Origin of the sequence: Streptomyces thermolilacinus SPC6, from assembly GCF_000478605.2 — a bacterium.
Taxonomy (GTDB): domain Bacteria; phylum Actinomycetota; class Actinomycetes; order Streptomycetales; family Streptomycetaceae; genus Streptomyces; species Streptomyces thermolilacinus.
Genome location: NZ_ASHX02000001.1, coordinates 1,960,910 through 1,980,041 on the forward strand (window position 1 = coordinate 1,960,910; position 19,132 = coordinate 1,980,041).

At 74.6% G+C, this 19,132-nt stretch carries 17 protein-coding genes; 5 read left to right on the plus strand and 12 right to left on the minus strand.

The window, feature by feature from the left end; genetic code table 11:
• Positions 1–17: 17 nt before the first annotated feature.
• Complete coding sequence (locus J116_RS07970; RefSeq protein WP_028963815.1) at positions 18–299, minus strand: hypothetical protein; 282 nt, start codon at positions 297–299, stop codon at positions 18–20.
• A gap of 293 nt (positions 300–592) precedes the next feature.
• Positions 593–1,699, minus strand: coding sequence for a ferritin-like domain-containing protein (locus J116_RS07975; RefSeq protein WP_023586570.1), 1,107 nt, complete (start codon positions 1,697–1,699; stop codon positions 593–595).
• A 337-nt stretch (positions 1,700–2,036) separates the two neighbouring features.
• Between J116_RS07975 and J116_RS07980 the strand changes: the two genes are divergently transcribed.
• From J116_RS07980 to J116_RS07995, 4 genes are all read left to right on the plus strand, one after another.
• Positions 2,037–2,972, plus strand: a complete 936-nt coding sequence (locus J116_RS07980; protein WP_028963816.1) for an AurF N-oxygenase family protein — start codon at positions 2,037–2,039, stop codon at positions 2,970–2,972.
• A 106-nt stretch (positions 2,973–3,078) separates the two neighbouring features.
• The gene (locus J116_RS07985) at positions 3,079–3,801 is read left to right on the plus strand and encodes a TetR/AcrR family transcriptional regulator (protein WP_023586572.1); all 723 of its coding nucleotides are present in this window, start codon (positions 3,079–3,081) and stop codon (positions 3,799–3,801) included.
• A 26-nt stretch (positions 3,802–3,827) separates the two neighbouring features.
• Positions 3,828–4,160 (plus strand): hypothetical protein, encoded by a 333-nt coding sequence (locus J116_RS07990; protein WP_023586573.1) that lies wholly within the window; start codon positions 3,828–3,830, stop codon positions 4,158–4,160.
• A gap of 119 nt (positions 4,161–4,279) precedes the next feature.
• The gene (locus tag J116_RS07995) at positions 4,280–5,368 is read left to right on the plus strand and encodes a C40 family peptidase (protein ID WP_023586574.1); all 1,089 of its coding nucleotides are present in this window, start codon (positions 4,280–4,282) and stop codon (positions 5,366–5,368) included.
• A 33-nt stretch (positions 5,369–5,401) separates the two neighbouring features.
• Here the strand turns inward: J116_RS07995 and J116_RS08000 are convergent, their stop codons facing one another.
• The 5 genes from J116_RS08000 to J116_RS08020 all read right to left on the minus strand — a co-directional run bounded on the left by J116_RS08000 (position 5,402) and on the right by J116_RS08020 (position 11,130).
• On the minus strand, positions 5,402–6,640 hold the full coding sequence (locus J116_RS08000) for a styrene monooxygenase/indole monooxygenase family protein (RefSeq protein ID WP_023586575.1): 1,239 nt from the start codon (positions 6,638–6,640) through the stop codon (positions 5,402–5,404).
• 153 nt (positions 6,641–6,793) lie between these two features.
• The gene (locus tag J116_RS08005; protein WP_023586576.1) at positions 6,794–7,408 is read right to left on the minus strand and encodes a GTP-binding protein; all 615 of its coding nucleotides are present in this window, start codon (positions 7,406–7,408) and stop codon (positions 6,794–6,796) included.
• Positions 7,389–7,796 (minus strand): DUF742 domain-containing protein, encoded by a 408-nt coding sequence (locus tag J116_RS08010; protein ID WP_023586577.1) that lies wholly within the window; start codon positions 7,794–7,796, stop codon positions 7,389–7,391. The genes J116_RS08005 and J116_RS08010 overlap by 20 nt, the downstream gene beginning before the upstream one ends.
• A complete protein-coding gene (locus tag J116_RS08015; protein WP_023586578.1) occupies positions 7,793–8,308 on the minus strand; it encodes a roadblock/LC7 domain-containing protein in 516 nt (171 codons plus the stop codon). The genes J116_RS08010 and J116_RS08015 overlap by 4 nt, the downstream gene beginning before the upstream one ends.
• Positions 8,305–11,130, minus strand: coding sequence for a sensor histidine kinase (locus J116_RS08020; RefSeq protein ID WP_051203442.1), 2,826 nt, complete (start codon positions 11,128–11,130; stop codon positions 8,305–8,307). Before J116_RS08020 ends, J116_RS08015 begins: the two co-directional genes overlap by 4 nt.
• A 453-nt stretch (positions 11,131–11,583) precedes the next feature.
• On the opposite strand from J116_RS08020, the gene J116_RS08025 reads away from it, so the two are divergent.
• Positions 11,584–12,366: a protein phosphatase 2C domain-containing protein gene (locus tag J116_RS08025; RefSeq protein WP_023586580.1), complete on the plus strand. Its 783-nt coding sequence runs from the start codon at positions 11,584–11,586 to the stop codon at positions 12,364–12,366.
• Between the two features lie 129 nt (positions 12,367–12,495).
• Here J116_RS08025 and J116_RS08030 read toward each other — a convergent pair whose 3' ends face one another.
• From J116_RS08030 to J116_RS08050, 5 genes are all read right to left on the minus strand, one after another.
• Positions 12,496–13,077, minus strand: a complete 582-nt coding sequence (locus J116_RS08030) for a MarR family winged helix-turn-helix transcriptional regulator (RefSeq protein WP_023586581.1) — start codon at positions 13,075–13,077, stop codon at positions 12,496–12,498.
• Between the two features lie 79 nt (positions 13,078–13,156).
• On the minus strand, positions 13,157–13,630 hold the full coding sequence (locus tag J116_RS08035; protein ID WP_028963817.1) for an NUDIX hydrolase: 474 nt from the start codon (positions 13,628–13,630) through the stop codon (positions 13,157–13,159).
• Positions 13,631–13,994: 364 nt separating this feature from the next.
• A complete protein-coding gene (locus J116_RS08040) occupies positions 13,995–15,161 on the minus strand; it encodes a sensor histidine kinase (protein WP_028963818.1) in 1,167 nt (388 codons plus the stop codon).
• Entirely contained in the window at positions 15,158–15,835 is a 678-nt protein-coding gene (locus J116_RS08045) for a response regulator (protein ID WP_235617327.1), read from the minus strand. The genes J116_RS08040 and J116_RS08045 overlap by 4 nt, the downstream gene beginning before the upstream one ends.
• A 153-nt stretch (positions 15,836–15,988) precedes the next feature.
• Positions 15,989–19,036, minus strand: coding sequence for a M4 family metallopeptidase (locus J116_RS08050; protein WP_023586584.1), 3,048 nt, complete (start codon positions 19,034–19,036; stop codon positions 15,989–15,991).
• Positions 19,037–19,132 lie beyond the last annotated feature (96 nt).

Below are 19,132 nucleotides of genomic sequence, written 5' to 3' on the forward strand. Positions count from 1 at the left end.
GCGGGCGGCCGGTCTGCTCATACGTTCTTCTCCCACGTCTTCGTACGGAGCCTGGACCTCCAGCGCACGCTCACCTTGTGAGCGGTCTCGGGATTGGCGATGACGAGCCGGACCGTCCGGCGGGGCGGAATGACTCCGATCGCGTCCAGACCACCGACCGGAGTGACACCCTCCCGCCACGGTCGTCCGTTCATGACGCCCTCGAATTCGACGTGGACGTTCCGGGCGGTCCTGTCGCTCGTATTGGTGAGCGACCACCCCTCACGAATCCTGGACAGCTCCCAGTCCCGCTCAGCCACGGTCACCTCTCCTCTCTGGACCGGTCGAATCGTGGACCGGGGCGACCGGATGGCGACCGGCCCACGTCCCGTCGGTTGACGCGGTTCATGCCCGGACGCCCCCGGCCGGAACCGGGCCACGGCCGCGCATGACCTCGACCGGCCTCGGAACCAGCGCGTTCGGGGACGCCGAGGGGTGCGGCGCGAACGGGTCCGCGTCGTCATTGCCCGTACGGCGGAACGCCGCCCTGACGAGCGAAGCGGCCAGGCGCCGACTCCGGGCCGCGCCGGTGGCCGGGGCCGGAGTCCGGCCGCTACCCCTCCCGCCCCTCCGTGATCGCGTCCGTGACCTCCGCGACGCGTTCGGCCTCCTCGCGGGCGAAGCGTTCCGCGTCGAGCTGTTCGGCGATCTCCTCGTCCTGGGCCATCAGCGCGTCGAGGTTCGAGTCGCCGAGGTCGAGGACGCCCATGTCCACGTACGCCTTCTGGAGCCGCTCGCCCCACAGGCCGATGTCCTTCACGCACGGCACGATCCGGCTGAACAGCAGCTTGCGGAAGAGGCGAAGGAACTCGGACTGCTCCGACATCTCCTCGGCCTCGCGCCTCGGGATGCCGAAGTTCTCCAGTACCTCGACGCCGCGCAGCCGGTCGCGCATCAGGTAGCAGCCCTCGATGACGAACTCCTCGCGCTCGCGCAGCTCGGCGTCGGTGAGCTGCCGGTAGTAGTCGCGCAGCGCCATCCGGCCGAACGCCACGTGCCGGGCCTCGTCCTGCATCACGTAGGCGAGGATCTGCTTGGGCAGCGGCTTGTTCGTCGTGTCGCGGATCATGCCGAACGCGGCGAGCGCCAGGCCCTCGATGAGCACCTGCATGCCGAGGTACGGCATGTCCCAGCGGGAGTCGCGCAGGGTGTCGCCGAGCAGCGCCTGGAGGTTGTCGTTGATCGGGTACAGCATCCCGACCTTCTCGTGGAGGAAGCGCCCGTAGATCTCGGCGTGCCGGGCCTCGTCCATGGCCTGGGTGGCGGAGTAGAACTTGGCGTCCATGTCGGGGACGGCCTCGATGATGCGGGCCGCGCAGATCATGGCGCCCTGCTCGCCGTGGAGGAACTGGCTGAACTGCCACGACGCGTAGTGGCGGCGCAGGTCGCCCCGGTCCTTCTCGGTCATCTTCGCCCAGTGGCGCGTCCCGTACACGGTCATCGCCTCGTCGGGTGTGCCGAGCGGGTCGTACGGATCGACCTCCAGGTCCCAGTCGATGCGGCGGGCGCCGTCCCACTGCTTGTCCTTGCCCTTCTGGTACAGGGCGAGCAGCCGGTCGCGGCCCTCGTCGTACTCCCAGGAGAAGCGGGCGGCACCGGAGGCGGGGACCTGCCAGGTCACGGGTCCCGGCTGATTGGCGTAGAGGTCCAGCGTGGACACGGTCGGGCTCCTTCGCGTCGGCTGCGGCGGGGGCACGTCCCCTGGGGAGGGGCCGTGGGCGGAGGTCGTCGGACGGCAGAGGACATTCAAGAGCATGGGCCCGTCCCGGGCACGGGCGCCTCCCGGCACGGGAACCACCTCCCGGCACGGGCACCTCCCGGCAGCGGCGCGCCGCCGGGCACGGGGCCGCGCCGGACACGGCCCTCCCTGGCAGGGTCCATCCTGTTAGACGCTGGGTCAACAAGTCCTGCCGGAGGGATTGACGGGCTTACTGACAGGCAGTCTCATAAGGGTGCGACCGCAGAACCCCGAAGCCGACTGCGAGGTGGCCGAGACCATGACGACCGTGTCCGAACCCGATCTGCGCCTGCTCCGCGACGCGCTGGGTCCGCTCCGGGACCGCGAACAGGTCGCCGCGCGGCTGCTGGAGTCCTCCGCCAAGCACTCCTTCGACCCCGACACCGAGCTCGACTGGGACGCGCCGTTCGAGGGCGGCAAGTGGTTCTGGCCGCCGGAGCTGGTCTCCCTCTACGACACACCGCTGTGGCGGAAGATGTCCGAGGAGCAGCGCATGGACCTCGCCCGGCACGAGGCCGCGTCGCTCGCGTCACTGGGCATCTGGTTCGAGATCATCCTGATGCAGCTGCTGGTCCGGCACATCTACGACAAGCCGCTGACCAGCAACCACGTCCGGTACGCCCTCACGGAGATAGCGGACGAGTGCCGCCACTCCATGATGTTCGCGCGCATGATCCAGAAGTCCGGGTCGCCCGCGTACCCGGTGCCGCGCGTCTACCACAACATGGCACGCCTCCTGAAGACCGTGTCCACGACGCCGGGTTCGTTCGCGGCGACGCTGCTGGGCGAGGAGATCCTCGACTGGATGCAGCGGCTGACCTTCCCGGACGAGCGCGTCCAGACGCTGGTGCGGGGCGTGACCCGCATCCACGTGGTGGAGGAGGCCCGGCACGTCCGCTACGCGCGCGAGGAGCTGCGCCGCCAGATGGTCACGGCGCCGCGCTGGGAGCAGGAGTTCACCCGGCTCAGCTGCGGCGAGGCGGCCCGGGTCTTCTCGGTCTGCTTCGTCAACCCGCAGGTGTACGAGCAGGTGGGTCTCGACCGCCGCGAGGCCGTCTCCCAGGTGAGGGCGAGCGGCCACCGCAGGGAGGTCATGCGGAGCGGCGCCAAGCGGCTCACGGACTTCCTCGACGACATCGGCGTGCTGCGGGGCGCGGGCCGCCGCCTGTGGAAGAGCTCGGGCCTGCTGGCGTAGGGCGGTGCGGATCTCCGCGTGGCGGGGGCCGTGCCCGGCCGGGCGGGCGCCGGTGGCGGCCGGGGACCCGGGTCCTCGTACACCCGGCGGGGTTACGCTCTCGGGCATGACCCGTGCCGCCACGCCCGCGTACCGCCGGCTCAGCGTCGAGGAGCGGCGGGCCCAGCTGCTCACCGCCGCGCTGTCGCTGTTCGCGCACCGGGCGCCCGAGGACGTGTCGCTGGACGACGTCGCGGAAGCGGCGGGAGTGTCCCGGCCGCTCGTGTACCGGTACTTCCCCGGTGGCAAGCAGCAGCTGTACGAGGCGGCGCTGCGGTCGGCCGCCGACCGGCTGGAGCTGTGCTTCACCGAGCCGCCCGAGGGCCCGCCGACCGAGCGGCTCGCCCGGGTCCTGGACCGGTACCTGGCGTTCGTGGACGAGCACGACGCCGGGTTCGCCGCGCTCCTCCAGGGCGGCAGCGTCGCTGAGACGTCCCGGACGACGGCCATCGTGGACGAGGTGCGGCGCGCCGCCGCCGAGCAGATCCTCGTCCATCTGAGCGTCCCCGAGCCGGGGCCCCGGCTGCGGATGATGGTCCGCACCTGGATCGCGTCCGTCGAGGCGGCCTCGCTGATCTGGCTGGACGAGGACAAGCGCCCACCGCTCCGGGACCTGCGCGACTGGCTCGTCGACCACCTGGTGGCCCTGCTGGCCGCCACGGCCGCGACGGACCCGCAGACCGCGCGGGTGGTGGAGGCCATGCTGGCGCTGGAGAAGCCCGACGGGCCCGTGGGGACGCTGGCCCGCCGGGTGGCGCCCGTGGTGGGCGGGGCCGTACACCTGCTGTGACGCGGGCCGGGTGTGAGACTGGTGGGGTGCGAACCGAGAACACCCCCTTCACCGGCGGCCCCCTCGACGGCCGCGTCCTGCCGGTGCTGACCGGCCCGACGGGACACCCGCCGAAGTGGTACGAGGTCCCCGTCCCGAACGATGACGGCCGCCCGCCCACGGTCCACGCGTACCGCCGCGTACCGGCCGGTTACACGAAGCGGCTCGGGCTCCAGCGGGGCTGGGAGTACGTGTACGAGCCCGCCGGCCGCGAACGGCGCGCCCCCAAATGGCCCTGGTCCAAGCCGGACACGGGCCGGGGCGACGCCGAGGGCGGCGGCGAGGGCGGCGGCGAGGGCCGGGAGCGGCACCCGGCGTAGCGCGGCGCGGCCCCGTGTAGCCCGGCCGGGCGACCCGGTTGGGCCGGTTCGCTCATTCGTCGTTTCGTCACCTTGTCCGACGAGCCAACATCTCCCCGTCGAACCGGAGGTGGTGGTCCATGACGTTCCGCAGGGGCGCGGCCGTGCTCGCGCTCGCCTCGGCGCTGGTCCTCGGCGCGCCCTGGCCCGTGCCGCCGCCGCCCCCCGCCCGGGCCGAGGGCGAGTCGGTGGCCGCGCTGCTGACCCGCCTCCAGCGGCTCTACCGGGACGCCGAGGCCGCCGGGGAGGCGTACAACGCCGCCGGGGCCGAGCTGGCCGCGCAGAGCGCCGAGGTCCGGCGGCTCGGCGGGGACCTGACCCGCACCAGGGACGCGCTGGCGAAGGCGCGGGACGCCGCCGGGCGCCTCGCGCGGGCCCAGTACCAGGGCCGCGGCGACCTCTCCCCCGCCCTGCGGCTGCTGTTCGCGGGCGACCCGGAGCACGCCCTGGACGAGGCGCTGGTGCTGCGTCGCCTGGCCCGCGAGTACGCGGTGACGGTGGCCCGGCTGGAGGGCGGCGAGAAGCGGGCGGACGCGGTGGCGACGGCCGCGCGCCGGGCGCTGGACCGCAAGCAGGCGCTGATCGCCGCACGGCAGCGGGCCCGCGACGGCGCCCTGGCCAGGCTGCGGGAGGTCGAGAAGGCCCTCGCCGGGCTGTCGCCGCAGCGCCTCGCGGAGATCGCCGCGCTGGAACGGGACCAGACCGGCCAAGCGCAGCGGGAACTGCTCGACGGCGGCGCCCTGGCGGAGGAGGGCGCCCCGTCCCCGCAGGGCGCCGAGGCCGTGGCGTACGCGGCGGAGCAGCTCGGCAAGCCGTACGAGGCTGGTGCCTCGGGCCCGCGCGCCTTCGACGACTCGGGGCTCGCCGTTCGGGCCTGGGCGGCGGCGGGCAGGCCGGTGCCGCGCACCAGCGGCGAGCAGTGGCGGACCCTGCCCAGGGTGCCGCTGCGGTCGCTGCGCCCCGGCGACCTGGTCGTCTACTTCCCGGAGGCCACTCACGTGGCGCTGTACGCGGGCGGCGGGCGGGTCGTGCACGCGCCGCGCCCCGGCGCCGCCGTGGCCGTGTCGCCGCTCGCCGCGCTCCCGGTGCTGGGCGCCGTACGGCCCGACGCGGACGCCCCGCCGCTGGCCGCGTACACCCCGCCGGACCTGGAACGCGGCGGGGTGTGACGGACGGTCCCGGCGGCGGCCTCCGGCAGGACGTCACGCCCCGGCGGCGGCCTCCTTCAGCAGGGCGGCGGTCTTGTCCGGGTCGTACAGGAAGTTCTCGAAGTCGGCCGGGTCGTTGAAGCCGTTCGCGAAGCGGTGGGCGACGGCCGGGTACTCCTGCCCGGCGCCGATCAGCTGGAGGACGTGCTCCGGCGGGACGCCCAGCATGGCGTTGGTCCACTTGGTGACGTGCTGGGCGGTGTCCCAGTACCGGTCGAACGTGGCGCGCATCCACTCCTCGTCGAACGGCCGGTCGCCGTGCTCGACGATGGACGCCAGGTAGCTCGCGGCACACTTGGCGGCGGAGTTCGAACCCTGCCCGGTGATGGGGTCGTTGGCGACGACGACGTCCGCGACGCCCAGGACCAGGCCGCCGCCGGGGAGGCGCCCGACGGGCTTGCGGACGGTCGGCGCGTACCGGCCCGCGAGGGTGCCGCCCGCGTCGGTCAGCTCGACCTTGGTGGCGCGGGCGTACTCCCACGGCGTGAAGCGCTCCATCAGCTCCAGGGTGAGCGCCAGGTGCTCGGCCGGGTCCTTGACGCCCCGGAACACGTCGAGCGGGCCGCCGGGGACGCCCTCCCAGAACAGGATGTCCGCGCGGCCGCTCGTGGTGAGCGTCGGCATCACGAACAGCTCGCCCACGCCGGGCACCAGGTTGCAGCGGACCGCGTCGTACTCGGGGTGCTCGGGGCGCGGGCCGAGGCCGTGCACGTACGCCACGGCGAGCGCCCGCTGCGGCTCGGTGAACGGCGACCGGGACGCGTCCCGCTCGAACATCGACACGAGCTCGCCCTTGCCCGCGGCGACGAGGACCAGGTCGTACGTGCGGGCGAAGAAGTCCAGGTCGGAGACGGCCGCGCCGTGGATGACGAGCTGGCCGCCGCGCTGGGCGAACGTGTCCATCCAGCCGGCCATCTTGACCCGCTGGTCGACGGACTGGGCGTAGCCGTCGAGCCTGCCCACCCAGTCCACGGCCCGGCTGCCGTCGGGGCCCGCGACCGAGATGCCGAGGCCCTCGATGCGGGGCGCCTGCGGCTCCCAGAAGTTGAGGCCGAGGTCCCGCTCGTGCTGGAGCGCCGTGTGGAACATGCACTGCGTGGACATGACGCGCCCGTAGCGGATCTCGTCGGCCGTGCGGTTCGACATCAGGGTGACCTCGTAGCCCTGCGCCTGGAGTCCGAGGGCGAGCTGGAGCCCGGACTGGCCGGCTCCGACGATGAGTATCTTCCGCATCGAGAGGGGGCCTCTTTCCTTGGGTTTCCCTTGGGTGGCGCCGTGGTGGGCGCGGGTTCGGCGGGGGTGGCGGGATGGCGGGGGCGGTGCGCCGGTGGGCGCGGGCCCGCCGGGCGGGGGCCGCTGGACGCGGGTCCGCCCGGGCGGGGGCCGCTAGGCGGGGGTCTTCTCCAGGGCGCGCATGACGAGGGCCAGCAGCGACTCGATGACGGTGAATCGTTCCCGCGCGTCCATGAGCACGATCGGTACGTCCTCCGGGACGGTCAGCGCGTCCCGTACGTCCGCCACCTCGTACCGCTCGGTGCCCTCGAACTGGTTGACGGCCACCACGTACGGCATGCCGCAGCTCTCGAAGTAGTCGAGCGCAGCGAAGCAGTCGGTTAGCCGCCGGGTGTCGGCCATGACGACGGCGCCGATCGCGCCCCGCACCAGGTCGTCCCACATGAACCAGAAGCGCTCCTGGCCGGGCGTGCCGAACAGGTACAGGACGAGGTCGTCGTCCAGGGTGACCCGCCCGAAGTCCATCGCCACGGTGGTGGTGATCTTGTCGGGCGTCGCGGAGAGGTCGTCGGTGTCCGCGCTGGCCTGGGTCATCAGGGCCTCGGTGCGCAGCGGGGTGATCTCGGAGACCGATCCGACGAACGTGGTCTTGCCGACGCCGAAGCCGCCCGCGACGACGACCTTCGTGGCGATGGGGGCACGTTCGGGGTCGAGCTGCCAGGGTGCCAGGACCTCCTCGTCCGGCAGTTCAGAGACGGCGAAGTCCACTCAGCACCCTTTCCAGCAGTGCGCGGTCGGGCTGACCGGAGGCGTGCCCGGTCCCGTACACACGGAGCTTTCCCTGGTCGGCCAGGTCGCTGATCAGCACCCGTACGACTCCCAGCGGCATCCGCAGCAGCGCGGACACCTCGGCGACCGTCCGCATGCGGCGGCACACCTGGACGATGGCCCGCATCTCCGGCATGAGCCGCCCGCCGGGCCTGGCGGTCCGCCCCTCGCCCGCCTCGGAGGCGGCCGCGGCGGGGGCGGCGACGAACGTCTCGACCAGCAGGACGTGCCCGAAGCGGGTCCGTCCGCCGGTCAGCGAGTACGGGCGGACGCGGGCGGGCCTGCGGCCCTCTCCGCGTACCGGCAGCTTGGCCGACAGCGCCGTCATCGTCCGCCCTCCATCGACTGGCGCAGCTCACTGCGCAGTTCCGGGGTGAGCACGTGTCCGGCACGGCCCACGAACAGCGCCATGTGGTACGCGACGATGCTCATGTCGCAGTCGGGCGCGGCGTGCACGCCGAGGAGCGAGCCGTCGCTGATCGACATGACGAAGACGCTGCCCTCCTCCATCGCGACCATCGTCTGCTTGACGGCGCCGCCGTCCATGAGGCGGGCGGCGCCCACGGTCAGGCTCGCGATGCCGGACACGATGGTGGCGAGGTCTGCGCTGGAGCCACGGGGGCCGCGCGGCCGGGCCGCGTCGCCGTCGGCCGCGCCGGGGTCAGCGGGGGCCGTGTTGGCCGCCTCGGGGTCGGACGAGAGCAGGAGCAGGCCGTCCGACGAGACCACGGCGACCGACCGGACGCCAGGCACCTCCTCCACGAGATTGCCCAGCAGCCAGTGCAGGTTGCGCGCCTCGCTGCTCAGTCCTTGGGTGCCGGTGCCGGTCGTCGCACTCAACTGTGTGCCTCCTCGACTGTGTCCCCCGTTCCTGGTGCCGCTTCTTCCGTTACCCCCGACAGCTCGGCCTCCACATCGCGGCGGCCTTCCTTGGCGCCCTTGTGGAAACCGCCGAGCCGGCGGCGCAGCTCCTCGGCGTTCACCCCGCCGGACCGCTCGGCGCGGGGGAGGCCCGCGTCGACGATCCGGGGCGTCCGCTTCGGCAGGCCCTTGTCGGTGACGCGCTCGGCCGTGGGCCCGTCGTCCGCGGCCCGCGCGTGCTCGGACCCCCCGCCCGGCGCGGGCAGCCGCACCTGGAGGGTGGCCTCGTGGACGGCGGGCCCGTCCTGGGGGGTGTCGTCCGCGGCGTCGGCGGCCGGGGCGTGCTCGTCGGGCGCGCCGTGCCGGTCCGCCGGGTGGTCCCGGTCCTCGTCCTGGTCCCGCTCGCCCGCACGGGGCTGCTGGTCCTGGTTCTCGTCCTCCCGTACGGGAGCGGCGTCCCGTACGGGCTCCGCGGTGTCCCCTACGGGCTCGGCGGCCTGCTCGGGGGCGGCGTCCCCCGCAGGCTGCTCCTCCACCCCTACGGGCTCGGTGGCCGCCTCCGGGGCGGTGTCCCGTACGGGCTCCTCCGGCTCGGGCCTCCGGGGCGGCAGCGCGTTGGAGTTGGCCTCCGCCACCGAACCCGGCAGGGACACCGTCGGCATGCCCTCCGCGAGCGCGACCGCCGGTGGCCCGGCCGTCGGCGGCGCGTCCGGCAGGAGGGCCTGCGGGAGGACGACGACGGCCGTCACCCCGCCGTCCTGCTCCGCCCGCAGCTCGACCCGCGCGCCGTGGCGCGCCGCGAGCAGCGCGGCCACCCGCAGGCCGAGGCCCTCGCCCTCGGGGGCGCCCTCCTGGCCGGCGGCCCCGCCCCGCGACGGCACCGCCGCGGCCTCGGCGAGCGCCGGGTCCGCGAGGCGGGCGTTCAGGTCGGCGAGCCGGGCCGGGGTGATCCCGATGCCCTTGTCCCGTACGGAGAGCATCACGTCGCCGCCGTCCAGCAGCCAGCCGGACAGCTGGACCGTGGCGTCCGGCGGCGAGAACGACGTGGCGTTCTCCAGCAGTTCGGCCAGCAGGTGGCTGATGTCGTCGGCGGCGAACCCGGCCACGTACGCGTGCTGCGGCAGCGACTGGATGGCGACCCGCTCGTACCGCTCGATCTCGCTGACGGCCGCGCGCAGCACGTCCACCAGCGGGACCGGGCCCTGGTGGGCGTGGCTGTGCTCGTGCCCGGCGAGGATCAGCAGGTTCTCGCTGTGGCGGCGCATGACCGTGGCCATGTGGTCCAGCTTGAACAGCGTGGCGAGCCGCTCCGGGTCCTGCTCCCGGTCCTCCAGCTTCTCGATGACGGTCAACTGCCGTTCGACGAGGCCGAGGGTGCGCAGGGACAGGTTGACGAACGTGTGGTGGACGCTGTGCCGCTGCCGCTCCAGCTCGGCGGTCAGCCGCTCGGTCTCGGCGCGCAGCTCCGCGTGGTGGGCGGCCAGTTCGGCGGTGGCGCTCTCCCGGCGCTCGTCCCGCGCGGCCCGTGTGCTCAGCTCCAGGAGCTTGCCTTGCAGGGTGTTGAGGGAGCGTACGACCTGGGCGAACTCGTCGTTGCGCCCGGTGAACCGGACCGGCTCCTCGCTCTCCGGAGCGGCGGCGACGCGGGCGGCGCCCAGGCGCAGCACGGCGAGCGGGCGGGTCAGCGTGCGGGCGACGGCGGTGGAGACGCCGATGGCGACGAGGAGGCAGCCGCCGAGCAGGGCGATCCGCAGCTCCAGGGTGGTGACGTCGCTGTCGCGGAGCCCTTCCATGCGCTCGACCTGGCGGGTGGCGAGGGTCGATTCGACACCGCGCATCTGCTCGATGCGGGCGGTGAGCGCGGCCGAAAGACGCTCCGGGTCGGTCTTCCGCTCGGCGCGGGTCAGGGTGGGGCCGTCGGCGAGCTTGCCGAGGTAGTCCTCGGCGGCCTTGACCTCGGGTCCGGTGACGGTCGCGGCGAGCGACTCCCGGCTCGCGGCGTCGGCGGTGCTGCCGAAGTCGGCGAGGGCGACCTGTTCGCGTACGCGGGCCCGGTGGGCGGCGGCGCTGAGTTCGTCGCGGGAGCGCGCGGCGGTCGCGGCGCCGGGGTCCTCCTCGGTGACATAGCGGCCGCTGACCGGGTCGTACACGGTGCGTCCGCCGCCGCCGGGGGTCGGCACGGCGAGGGCGGCGAGCAGCAGGCCGCGGGTGGCGGACGCCTGCTCGACGGCCTGGCCGAGCTCGGCGGGGGCGCGGCCGGGGCCGTCGGCGGCGCGGGCGGGGGTGCGGTCGGCGAGCCGCGCGGCGAGGGCCCGCAGCTTGTCGATGACCTCGGTGTACGCGCGGTGGGCGGCGAGCGCGGTGCCGTCGCCGGTCAGGGCGGTGCGGCGGAGGGACGGCACGTCGGCGAGGGCGCGGCGCACGTCGTCGGGGGCGGCGTCGCGGATCTCCTGTATCTGGCGGTCGACGCGGGCGCTGTGGGCTGTGGAGAGGGCGGGCTTGGCGCGCCCGCCGGTCTCCCCGGCGCCGCTCGCGCCGTCCGTCCCCTCCGTGCCGTCCGCGCCGTCCTGCGAGCCCTGGCCGTCCTGGCCGTTCCCGGGGGCGGCGTCGCGGCCGGCGGCGACGTACGCGGTGACCTCGTCGCGTTCGTCGGCGAGGGAGTGGGCGAGGGTGACCGCCTGCCGGTTCAGCTCGGCGAAGGTGACCAGGCGCTGCGACTCCGTCAGGTCGGCGGAGGTGGCGAGCACGCCGGGGGCCCCGGCACCGATGACGGTGATGCCGACGAGGGCGACACCGGCCACGAGCCGGTTCCGTACCCGTACGCTGCGGCCGCCCGGAACATGGGGATCGCCGGGAGTGTCACTGCGCTTCTGCACCGGTGCTCACATTCTTGAACTCGTTCGCCCATGAAGCAGAGGTGACGACCGGTCACACAAGGAGAGCGCTCCCACCCCTGGTACGGCTTCCGACCATTCCAGCCCTTTTGGGAAGCGAGCACCCCTCGGCCGCTCCGCCACCCGAACGAGTGAACAACACTCCGGAGTTGGCTAACAACTTCTGCCCCGGGGCGCGGCGGGGGCCCGGGCGGCGCCGGGTTGGACCTTCCGCGCGGGCTTTGGCAATATGCGCGCCCGCATCTCGGGGCACGGCCCTCGAAGTCGCCCGCCGCCGACCGCCCGCACGCCGCTGACCTGCCGGTAGGCGCCTTCACGCCGTCTGTGCGCGGGGTGAAGGAGTCATGCAGACTGAACAGCATGTACGTGGAAACCGCCTCCCTGCCCGGCGATCCCGAACGCCCCAACGAGGACTGGGCCGCCACGGCGGTTCCGGCGTCCGGTCTGGGCGGGGTCCTGGTGGTTCTGGACGGGGTGACGCCGCCGTCCGTGGACGTGGGCTGTGTGCACCCGGTGCCCTGGTACACGGCCTCCCTCGGCGGCGCGCTGACCGAACTGTCCGCTTCGCGGCGGGACCTGACCCTGGCGGAGGTCCTGGCGGCGGCAATCCGGCGCACCGCGAACTCCCACTCCGAGTCGTGTGACCTTTCTCACATCCGTACACCGCAGGCGACGGTGGTCCTCGCCCGGTGGGACGCGGACGTCGTGGAGCACTTGGTGCTGTCCGACTCCGTACTGCTGCTGGAGTCCCCGGACGGGCGGGTCCGGGCGATACGGGACGACCGGCTCGACCTGGTGCCGCCCGAGGTGCTGTGCTCCCACGCGGCGACGGACCGGCTGCGCAACGCGGAGGGCGGCTTCTTCACGGCGGCCGCCGACCCGGCGGTGGCCGCGCGGGCGGTGACCGGGGTGACGCCGAGGTCCGCCGTACGGGCGGTGGCCGCGCTGACGGACGGGGCGGCGCGCTGGGCTGAGCTGTTCGGCGAGGGCGACTGGGCGGACTGCGTGGGCGTGCTGCGCGAGGAGGGCGCGCGGGGCCTCCTCGACCGGGTGCGGGCGCTGGAGCTGCGGGACGCGCGGGCCGGCGGGGTGCGCCGCTGGAAGCTCCACGACGACGCGACGGCGGTGTACGCGGAGCTGTGAGCCGCGCCGGGGCGGCGGGCGCGCCACGGGGGCGGCCTTCGGCGGGGCTGGGCGGCTCTCAGGGCCAGGCGGCTCCCGGGCCGGGTGGCTCCCGGCGGCCGGGAGCCACCCGGCCCGGGGCGGGGCGGCTCAGGGCCGCGCGGTGCCGCCCGGGTCGCGGCCGTCGGAGCCGGTGTTGAGCTGGTGGAGCAGCCGCGCCAGTTCGGCGACCTCGGCGCGGTCCCACCCGGCGAGCTTGCGCACGTACCGGGCGCGGCGGGCGTCGCGTACCCGGCGGAACCGGTCCCGGCCCTCGCCGGTGAGGCGGACGAGCGAGGCGCGCCCGTCGGCGGGGTCGGGCTCGCGGGCGATGAGGCCCAGCTCCTCCAGGGCGCGCAGCTGGCGGCTCATCGTGCCCTTGCCGACACCGAAGTACCCGGCGAGTTCGGTGGCCCGCTGGCCGCCCGCCTCGTCGAGCCGGACGAGCAGCCCGTACGCGGCGGGCTCCAGCTCCGGGTGGACCTCGCGCGCCATCTCGCCGGACGAGGCGCGGGCGCGGCGCAGGAAGACCGCGAGCTCGCGTTCGAGGGCGAGGTACGCCTGGTCGGGGACGTCGCCCGCGCCGCCGTCCGCCGCGGAGTCGCGCCCGCTGTCCGTACCGGCGTCCGTACCGCCGCCGGGGCCGTGCCCGCCGTCGGGTACCGGCTCCTCGCCCGTGCCGCCTGCCCGCATGTCCGCACCTCTCGCGCGTCCTGACCGCCGTACCGCGGCGTGTCCCGTGGTACGGCCAGTATTCCGCAGGGGGCGGACGTCAGCGCAGGTCGGCGGGGTGGGCCGGCGGGCCGTCGCGGCGGACGGCGGCGAGGAGATCCGGCAGCCGCGGTGGCCACAGCGGCTCGTCGGCGGCGGCCAGTTCGTCCGGGGTCCACCAGCGCCAGCGCAGGATGCCGTCCTCGGCGTGGGCGGCGGTCAGGTCGCCGGACGGGTCGCGGCGCGGGGCGGGCGCGGCGGCGAGGAACACGTGCTCGTGCTGGCGGACGGGGACACCCGCGCGGGTGAAGTCGTGCTCCCACAGGCACAGCAGGGGGCCGACCTCGATGTCGGTCCAGCCGGTCTCCTCGCGCAGTTCGCGCAGGGCGCCCTCGACGGGGGTCTCCCCCGGCTCGGTACCGCCGCCGGGCATCGCCCAGTGGACGCCGACTTCCTCGTTGTCGTAGCGGAACATGAAAACGGCGCCCTCGGCGTCGAACACGGCGACGCGAGCGGCTTTCCTCGGTATGCGCATCCGGTCAGTCTGCTACGGAGCGGTTCCGGCGCGTACGGAGGCGGGGCGGGTACGGAGGCCGGGCGGGTACGGAGGCCGGGCGGGTACGGAGGCCGGGCGGGTACGGAGTTGACCTACGCGGCGGTTGGTTCCGGCGCGCCGGGGCACCGCTGCCCCGGTGCCCCGGTACGCCGGAACCGCGCTACCGGTGCCGTTCCACGGGTGCGTTCAAGAACGCGACCGCGGAAGCTCCCCCTGCGAGCCCGGCGGGCCTGGTCATGTCCCGCCGGGGTCCGGCGAGCCCATCCTGCCGGGCGGGAGCGGCAAGCGGAACCGCCGGTCGGCCCCCTCCGACCGGTCGGCCCCCTCCGACCGGTGGGACGGCTCACAGCGGCAGGACCGCCCGTACGACGAACCCGCCGTCCGGGCAGCGCTCCGCCGCCAGGGACCCGCCGAGCAGCTCGGCCCGCTCCCGCAGCCCCACGAGCCCGTACCCGCCACCGGGCAGCGCGCCCTCGGCCACCGTCTCCCCCTCGGGTACGGGCTCCGGGCGCGGCTCCGGCAGGCGTACGTGCTCCGGCGGGCGGCCCGGCCCCGGCGGGGGCGTGTTGCGGACCTCCACCGTCAGGGCGCGGCCGTCCGCCGCGGGGGCGACGCGGACCGACACGCGGGCGTTCGGGGCGTGCTTGCGGACGTTGTTCAGGGACTCCTGGACGATGCGGAACACCGTGCACTCCACCTCCGCCGAGGGCGCCGCCTTGGGCGCGGTCACCTCCGCGGTGACGTCCAGGAGGCTGTCGTCGGTCAGGTCCCGCAGCCCGTCGAGTCCGGTGCGGACGGCGGCGCGGGCGGCCCCGGCGTCGGAGGCGCGCAGGACGCCCACCATGTCTCGCAGCTCCTCCAGCGCCTGCACGCTGTGGCGGCGGATGCTCTCGGCGGTGTCGCGCTTCCACGCGTCGGCGGTCTCGGCGGCGCGCAGGGCGCCCGACTGGACGGCGATGATGCCGACGTGGTGGGCGACCGTGTCGTGCATCTCGCGGGCGAGCCGGGCCCGTTCGCGGATGACGGCGCGCTCGGCCTCCAGGCGCTGCTCGCGTTCGCGGGTGGCGGTGAGGTCCGCGAGGCGGGCGCGCAGTTCGACTCGGGTGCGGGCGAGCAGGCCCAGCGCGGTGGGGCCGGTGCTCATCAGGACGCCCGCCTCGACGGAGGTGAGGACCTCCTGGCGGGTCATGGTGAGCAGGTCGCCGACGGGCCACGGGCAGGCGGTCACCGCGAACAGCAGGACGCAGGCCACGGCGGTGCGGTGCCGGGAGCGGCCGGACGCCACCTCGAACATCGCCACCATGGGCGGCAGCCACAGGAACCCGGTCAGCATCGCGGGCAGAGTCGCGCACAGGGTGACCGTCGGCAGGCGCCGCCGCAGCGGCAGGAAGAGCACCGCCGCCGCGCACACGGCGAGCGGAAGGGCGGTGAAGTCCTCCTCCACGGTGAGGAGTTCGGCCGCCGCGACGACCACGAGAAGGACCTCGGCGGCCGGGCGGCGCCACCTCACCGTACGAGCCGGAGCTGATGCGCCCGTACCGCCGCCTGCACTCTGTTCGTCACGCCGAGCTTGCCGAGCACCGTGCTGACGTGGTCCTTCACCGTGGTCGTCCCGATCAGCAGCCGCCGCGCTATCTCCGCGTTGGACAGGCCCTCCGCGAGGAGGGCGAGCACCTCGCGTTCGCGCGGCGTCAGGTCGTCGGCCCGCACCCGGTCCTCCACGGACCCGCCGGGGTGTTCCGGCTCCCCGCTCTGCGCGCGTAGATAGCCGTCCACCACCGTACGGGCGACCTTCGGCGCGATGACCCGGCCGCCCGCCGCCAACTCCTTGATCAGGTACTCCAGTTGCTCGGGCGCGGTGTCCTTCAGCAGGAACCCGGCCGCCCCGCCGCGCAGCGCCGCAGAGAGGTGCTCGTCGGCGTCGAACGTGGTCAGCATCGCCACCACGGGCGGTTCGGGCAGGGCCCGCAGGTCGGCGAGGACGCACAGGCCGTGCCGGTCGGGCATGCGGACGTCGAGGAGGACCACGTCGGGCCGGTGCTCGCGCGCCTCACCGACCGCCTCCGAGCCCGTACACACCGCGACGACGCGTGTGCCGTCGAAACCGTCGATGATCCGCCGGAGACCCTCTCTGATCAGGACCTCGTCATCGACGATCATCACGTGCACTGCTGAACGGTTCATACGGCCGGACCCCACTCAGGCGTTCTGGAGCGCCCTCAGCATAGGCGCTGCCCGCTCCGACGGGGACCCGTGAGCGCGACGGGGGAAGGCCCCCGGCACCAGGGGGCGCCGGGGGCCTTCCGTCAGGGCGCGGGTCCGCCGGCTCGTCGCCGGTCAGCCGCACTTGCCCGCCGGGCGGGAGCGGGTGACGAGGTTCGTCCAGCCGCTGGTGCCGTCCAGCCAGACGACGCGGGTGCCGGAGTCGGCGGCCGGGGAGAGCTGCATGCCCCGGTCGCAGGACATCCGCTGGACGCGGGAGCCGTCGGTGGTCAGCTGCCAGATCTTCGGCAGGTCGGCGTTGGCGGGACCGCCCGGGCCGCCGGACCCGTCGCCGGTGCCGGGCCGGGTGCCGTTCACGGTGACGGCCGTGTCGGACACGGTGAGGTCGGTGGCGACGAGCGCGCCCGGCTTGTACTCGCTGCTGATGTCGTACGTGCCGGTGCCGTCCGCGCCGGTCCTGCGGATGGTCGTCTGGCCCTGGTCGTCCAGGTTCTCGTCGTTCAGCCAGAAGACATGGGTGGCGTTGACGCCGGTGCGGCCCACGGACCGGGGTTCGCCGTGCTGCTCCGCGAGGACGGCCTTCCCGGTGGCCAGGTCGAGGATCTCCACACCGAGCCGGTCACCGTCCGTACCGCCGTCCCTGCCGCCGGCCTTGTCGCCCGCCGGGTACAGCTTGGCGTAGGCGACCCGGCCGTGACCGATGGACGGCAGTCCGGTGAGCGTGTCGGGACGGCCGCCGTCCACGTACGCGGGCCGGGGGTCGCCGGGCCTGAGCACGCCGACGTGGCGGCCGTCGCCGAACAGGTCGTACAGGTCGAAGACGGTCACGCCCCGGTCCACGCGCACGCCCAGCACATCGGCCTGGGTGGTGAGCAGCCGCTTGACGGGCCCGCCCGCGAGCGGCCGGGACAGGATCTCGACGCTCTCCGCGCCGTACGCGACCCACACGACGGTCCGGCCGTCGGTCGCCGGGTTCACGTGGAATCGGCCGTCGTTGGGGCTCATCAGCTTCGGCGCGCCCTTGCCGTCGATCCGGCCCGCGTACACCGAGTACGGCTCCGAACCGTCGTCGTTGGAGGTCGCGGCGGTCCACCGGCCGCCCCCGGCCTGCACGTCGGTGCCATCCGTGTTGACCTTGCGCAGCAGCGTGTCGGAGTCGGCGCCCAGGGCGTTCTCCCAGCCCCGGACGATGCCGTGCGCGTTGAACGACCGCTTCACGGTGTCCACCTGCCGGGCGGTCGCGCCGAGCGCGCGGGCGGCGGCGACGACGGCCTCGCGGCCCTCGGTGAAGCCGTCGAGCGGGGTGAGGTACTCGGAGAGCGCCTTGTACACGATCCTGTCGGCGAGCTCGGGCCCTAGGTCCTGGCGCAGGTCCCACAGGGCGCCGGAGAAGATCGTGGAGTTGAGGTGGACGCCGCCGTTGTCGACGCCGAAGGTGACGCCGAGGAAGTCCTTCGCTGTGGTGGCGCCGTCGTCCAGGTCGCGCAGCGCGCAGTCGCGGGGCGCGGCGGTGCGGCAGAGGTCCTCGCCGATGAGCCCGGCGTCGGGGTCGTCCATGGCGCGGCCGGAGCGGTCCACGTCGATGGCGTTGCCGAAGTAGTCGGCGACGGCCTCGTTGAGGGCGCCGGACTGGCCCGCGTAGACGAGGTTCGCGGTGTTCTCGACGACGCCGTGGGTCATCTCGTGGCCGACGACGTCCAGGTCGGCGGAGAGCGGCCGGAACTCCTCGTCCCCGGAGCCGTACACCATCTTGGTGCCGTCCCAGAAGGCGTTGACGAACGGCTCCCCGAACGCGGTGACGCCGACGAGGGAGTTGACGGCCGAGCCGCGCCCGTCGAGGCCGGTGCGGCCGTGACGCTCCTTGTAGTAGTCGAAGACCTGGGCGGCGGCCCAGTGCGCGTCCACGGCGCCGGAGTCGGTGGCGTCCTGCCCGAAGTCGGGCGTGGCGGACGCGAAGGGCTTCAGGCCGTCGGGCCAGGTGCCGAGCACCTCGAAGACGTCCTTGTCGCGGGCGTCCCAGGTGGTGAGCGTGTTGCCGGTGGTGGCGGCCATGCGGGTGTGGTCGGACAGGACGTACGGGCCGTCCGGGGCCGGGCGGTGCACGGCCAGCGGGACCTTGCCGCCGTCGAGGCGGACGCCGGAGCCGGTGACGGGGGTCCCGGGGGCTGCCGGGGCGGTGTCGCGGGCCGGGGCACTCGTGCCGGGGCGGGCGGCGGGGACGCTGCCGGGCCGCGCGGCGGGGGCGCTGCCCGCCGTCGGGGCGAGGGTCTTGATGCCGCTGTACTGGAGGACGGGGTAGCCCGCGCGGGCGTCCACGTACACGTTCTGGAGGACCGGCTCGCCGCTCAGGGGGTGCGCGCCGCGCACGGTCACGTGGTACGTGAGCACGCCCTCGCCGCGCGGGATCACCACGAGCCCGGCGGAGGCGCCGCGTAACGCCCGGCTCTCGGCCCGCGTGCCGCGCCGGGCGTCGTCGCCCCCGGTCCCGGCGCCGTCCCGGGCGGGGCGGGTGAGGCGGTCGCCGGAGAGCCGGGTGAGCGTCGCGGTGACGGCGCGGCGTACGGCGGTCTCCTCGCTGACGGCCGGCTTCGTCCCGACGGTCAGTCCGGTGAAGTACTTGCCGGAGGTGCCGGTGACGGCCCGCAGCCCCTTGTCGGTCTCCATCCGGACGACGTACTGCCCGCCGAGCACGGGCACGCCGCGGTGCTTCTGCTGGAGCCGCACCGTCTCGTCGCCGCCGTGCCGCAGGGTCTGCGCCGGGGCGAGGTCGCGGTGCGGCTCCGGTATCCGGTACCGGCCCCGCTCGGCGGCGAGATGGGCGCGGGCCGCGTCGGCGGGCGCCGCCTTGGCGTCCACCGGGTCGTGGAGGCCGTCCACGAGCGCCGGGGTGTCCGTCCCGGGCAGCGGGATGATGTCGGTCCCGGCTGCGGGCGGGGTGGTTCCCCCGGGGCCCGCGGGGCGGGCCGACAGGCCGCCGGTGGCCCCGGCCTCGGTGGCATGGGCCGCGGTGGCCTGCGGATTCCGGTGCCGGGTGGCGTCGGTGGCGTGGGCCGCGGGTATCGCGGTGATCAGCAGCCCGGCGGCGGCGAGCGCCGCTCCCCCGGTCGCGGCCGCCCCCCTCCGCCTGCCGGTTCGCGCCGAAGTCTTCCTTGGTTCGCGCACGGTCGCTTACCCCTTCCTACGTGCTTGGTCAGAGCCGTTTCGGGTGGTCGGGGCCATGCAAGCGGGGGGTGGCGCCGGTGGGCAATGAGCCAACCG

Excerpts from the sequence above, each read along its gene's own strand:
- J116_RS08010 (WP_023586577.1), bottom strand. The coding sequence starts at position 7,796 with ATGACGGCGCTGTCGGCCAAGCTGCCGGTACGCGGAGAGGGCCGCAGG.
- J116_RS08045 (WP_235617327.1), bottom strand. The coding sequence starts at position 15,835 with ATGAACCGTTCAGCAGTGCACGTGATGATCGTCGATGACGAGGTCCTG.
- J116_RS08000 (WP_023586575.1), bottom strand. The coding sequence starts at position 6,640 with ATGCGGAAGATACTCATCGTCGGAGCCGGCCAGTCCGGGCTCCAGCTC.
- J116_RS07985 (WP_023586572.1), top strand. The coding sequence starts at position 3,079 with ATGACCCGTGCCGCCACGCCCGCGTACCGCCGGCTCAGCGTCGAGGAG.
- J116_RS08035 (WP_028963817.1), bottom strand. The coding sequence starts at position 13,630 with ATGCGCATACCGAGGAAAGCCGCTCGCGTCGCCGTGTTCGACGCCGAG.
- J116_RS07980 (WP_028963816.1), top strand. The coding sequence starts at position 2,037 with ATGACGACCGTGTCCGAACCCGATCTGCGCCTGCTCCGCGACGCGCTG.
- J116_RS08025 (WP_023586580.1), top strand. The coding sequence starts at position 11,584 with ATGTACGTGGAAACCGCCTCCCTGCCCGGCGATCCCGAACGCCCCAAC.
- J116_RS08030 (WP_023586581.1), bottom strand. The coding sequence starts at position 13,077 with ATGCGGGCAGGCGGCACGGGCGAGGAGCCGGTACCCGACGGCGGGCAC.
- J116_RS07995 (WP_023586574.1), top strand. The coding sequence starts at position 4,280 with ATGACGTTCCGCAGGGGCGCGGCCGTGCTCGCGCTCGCCTCGGCGCTG.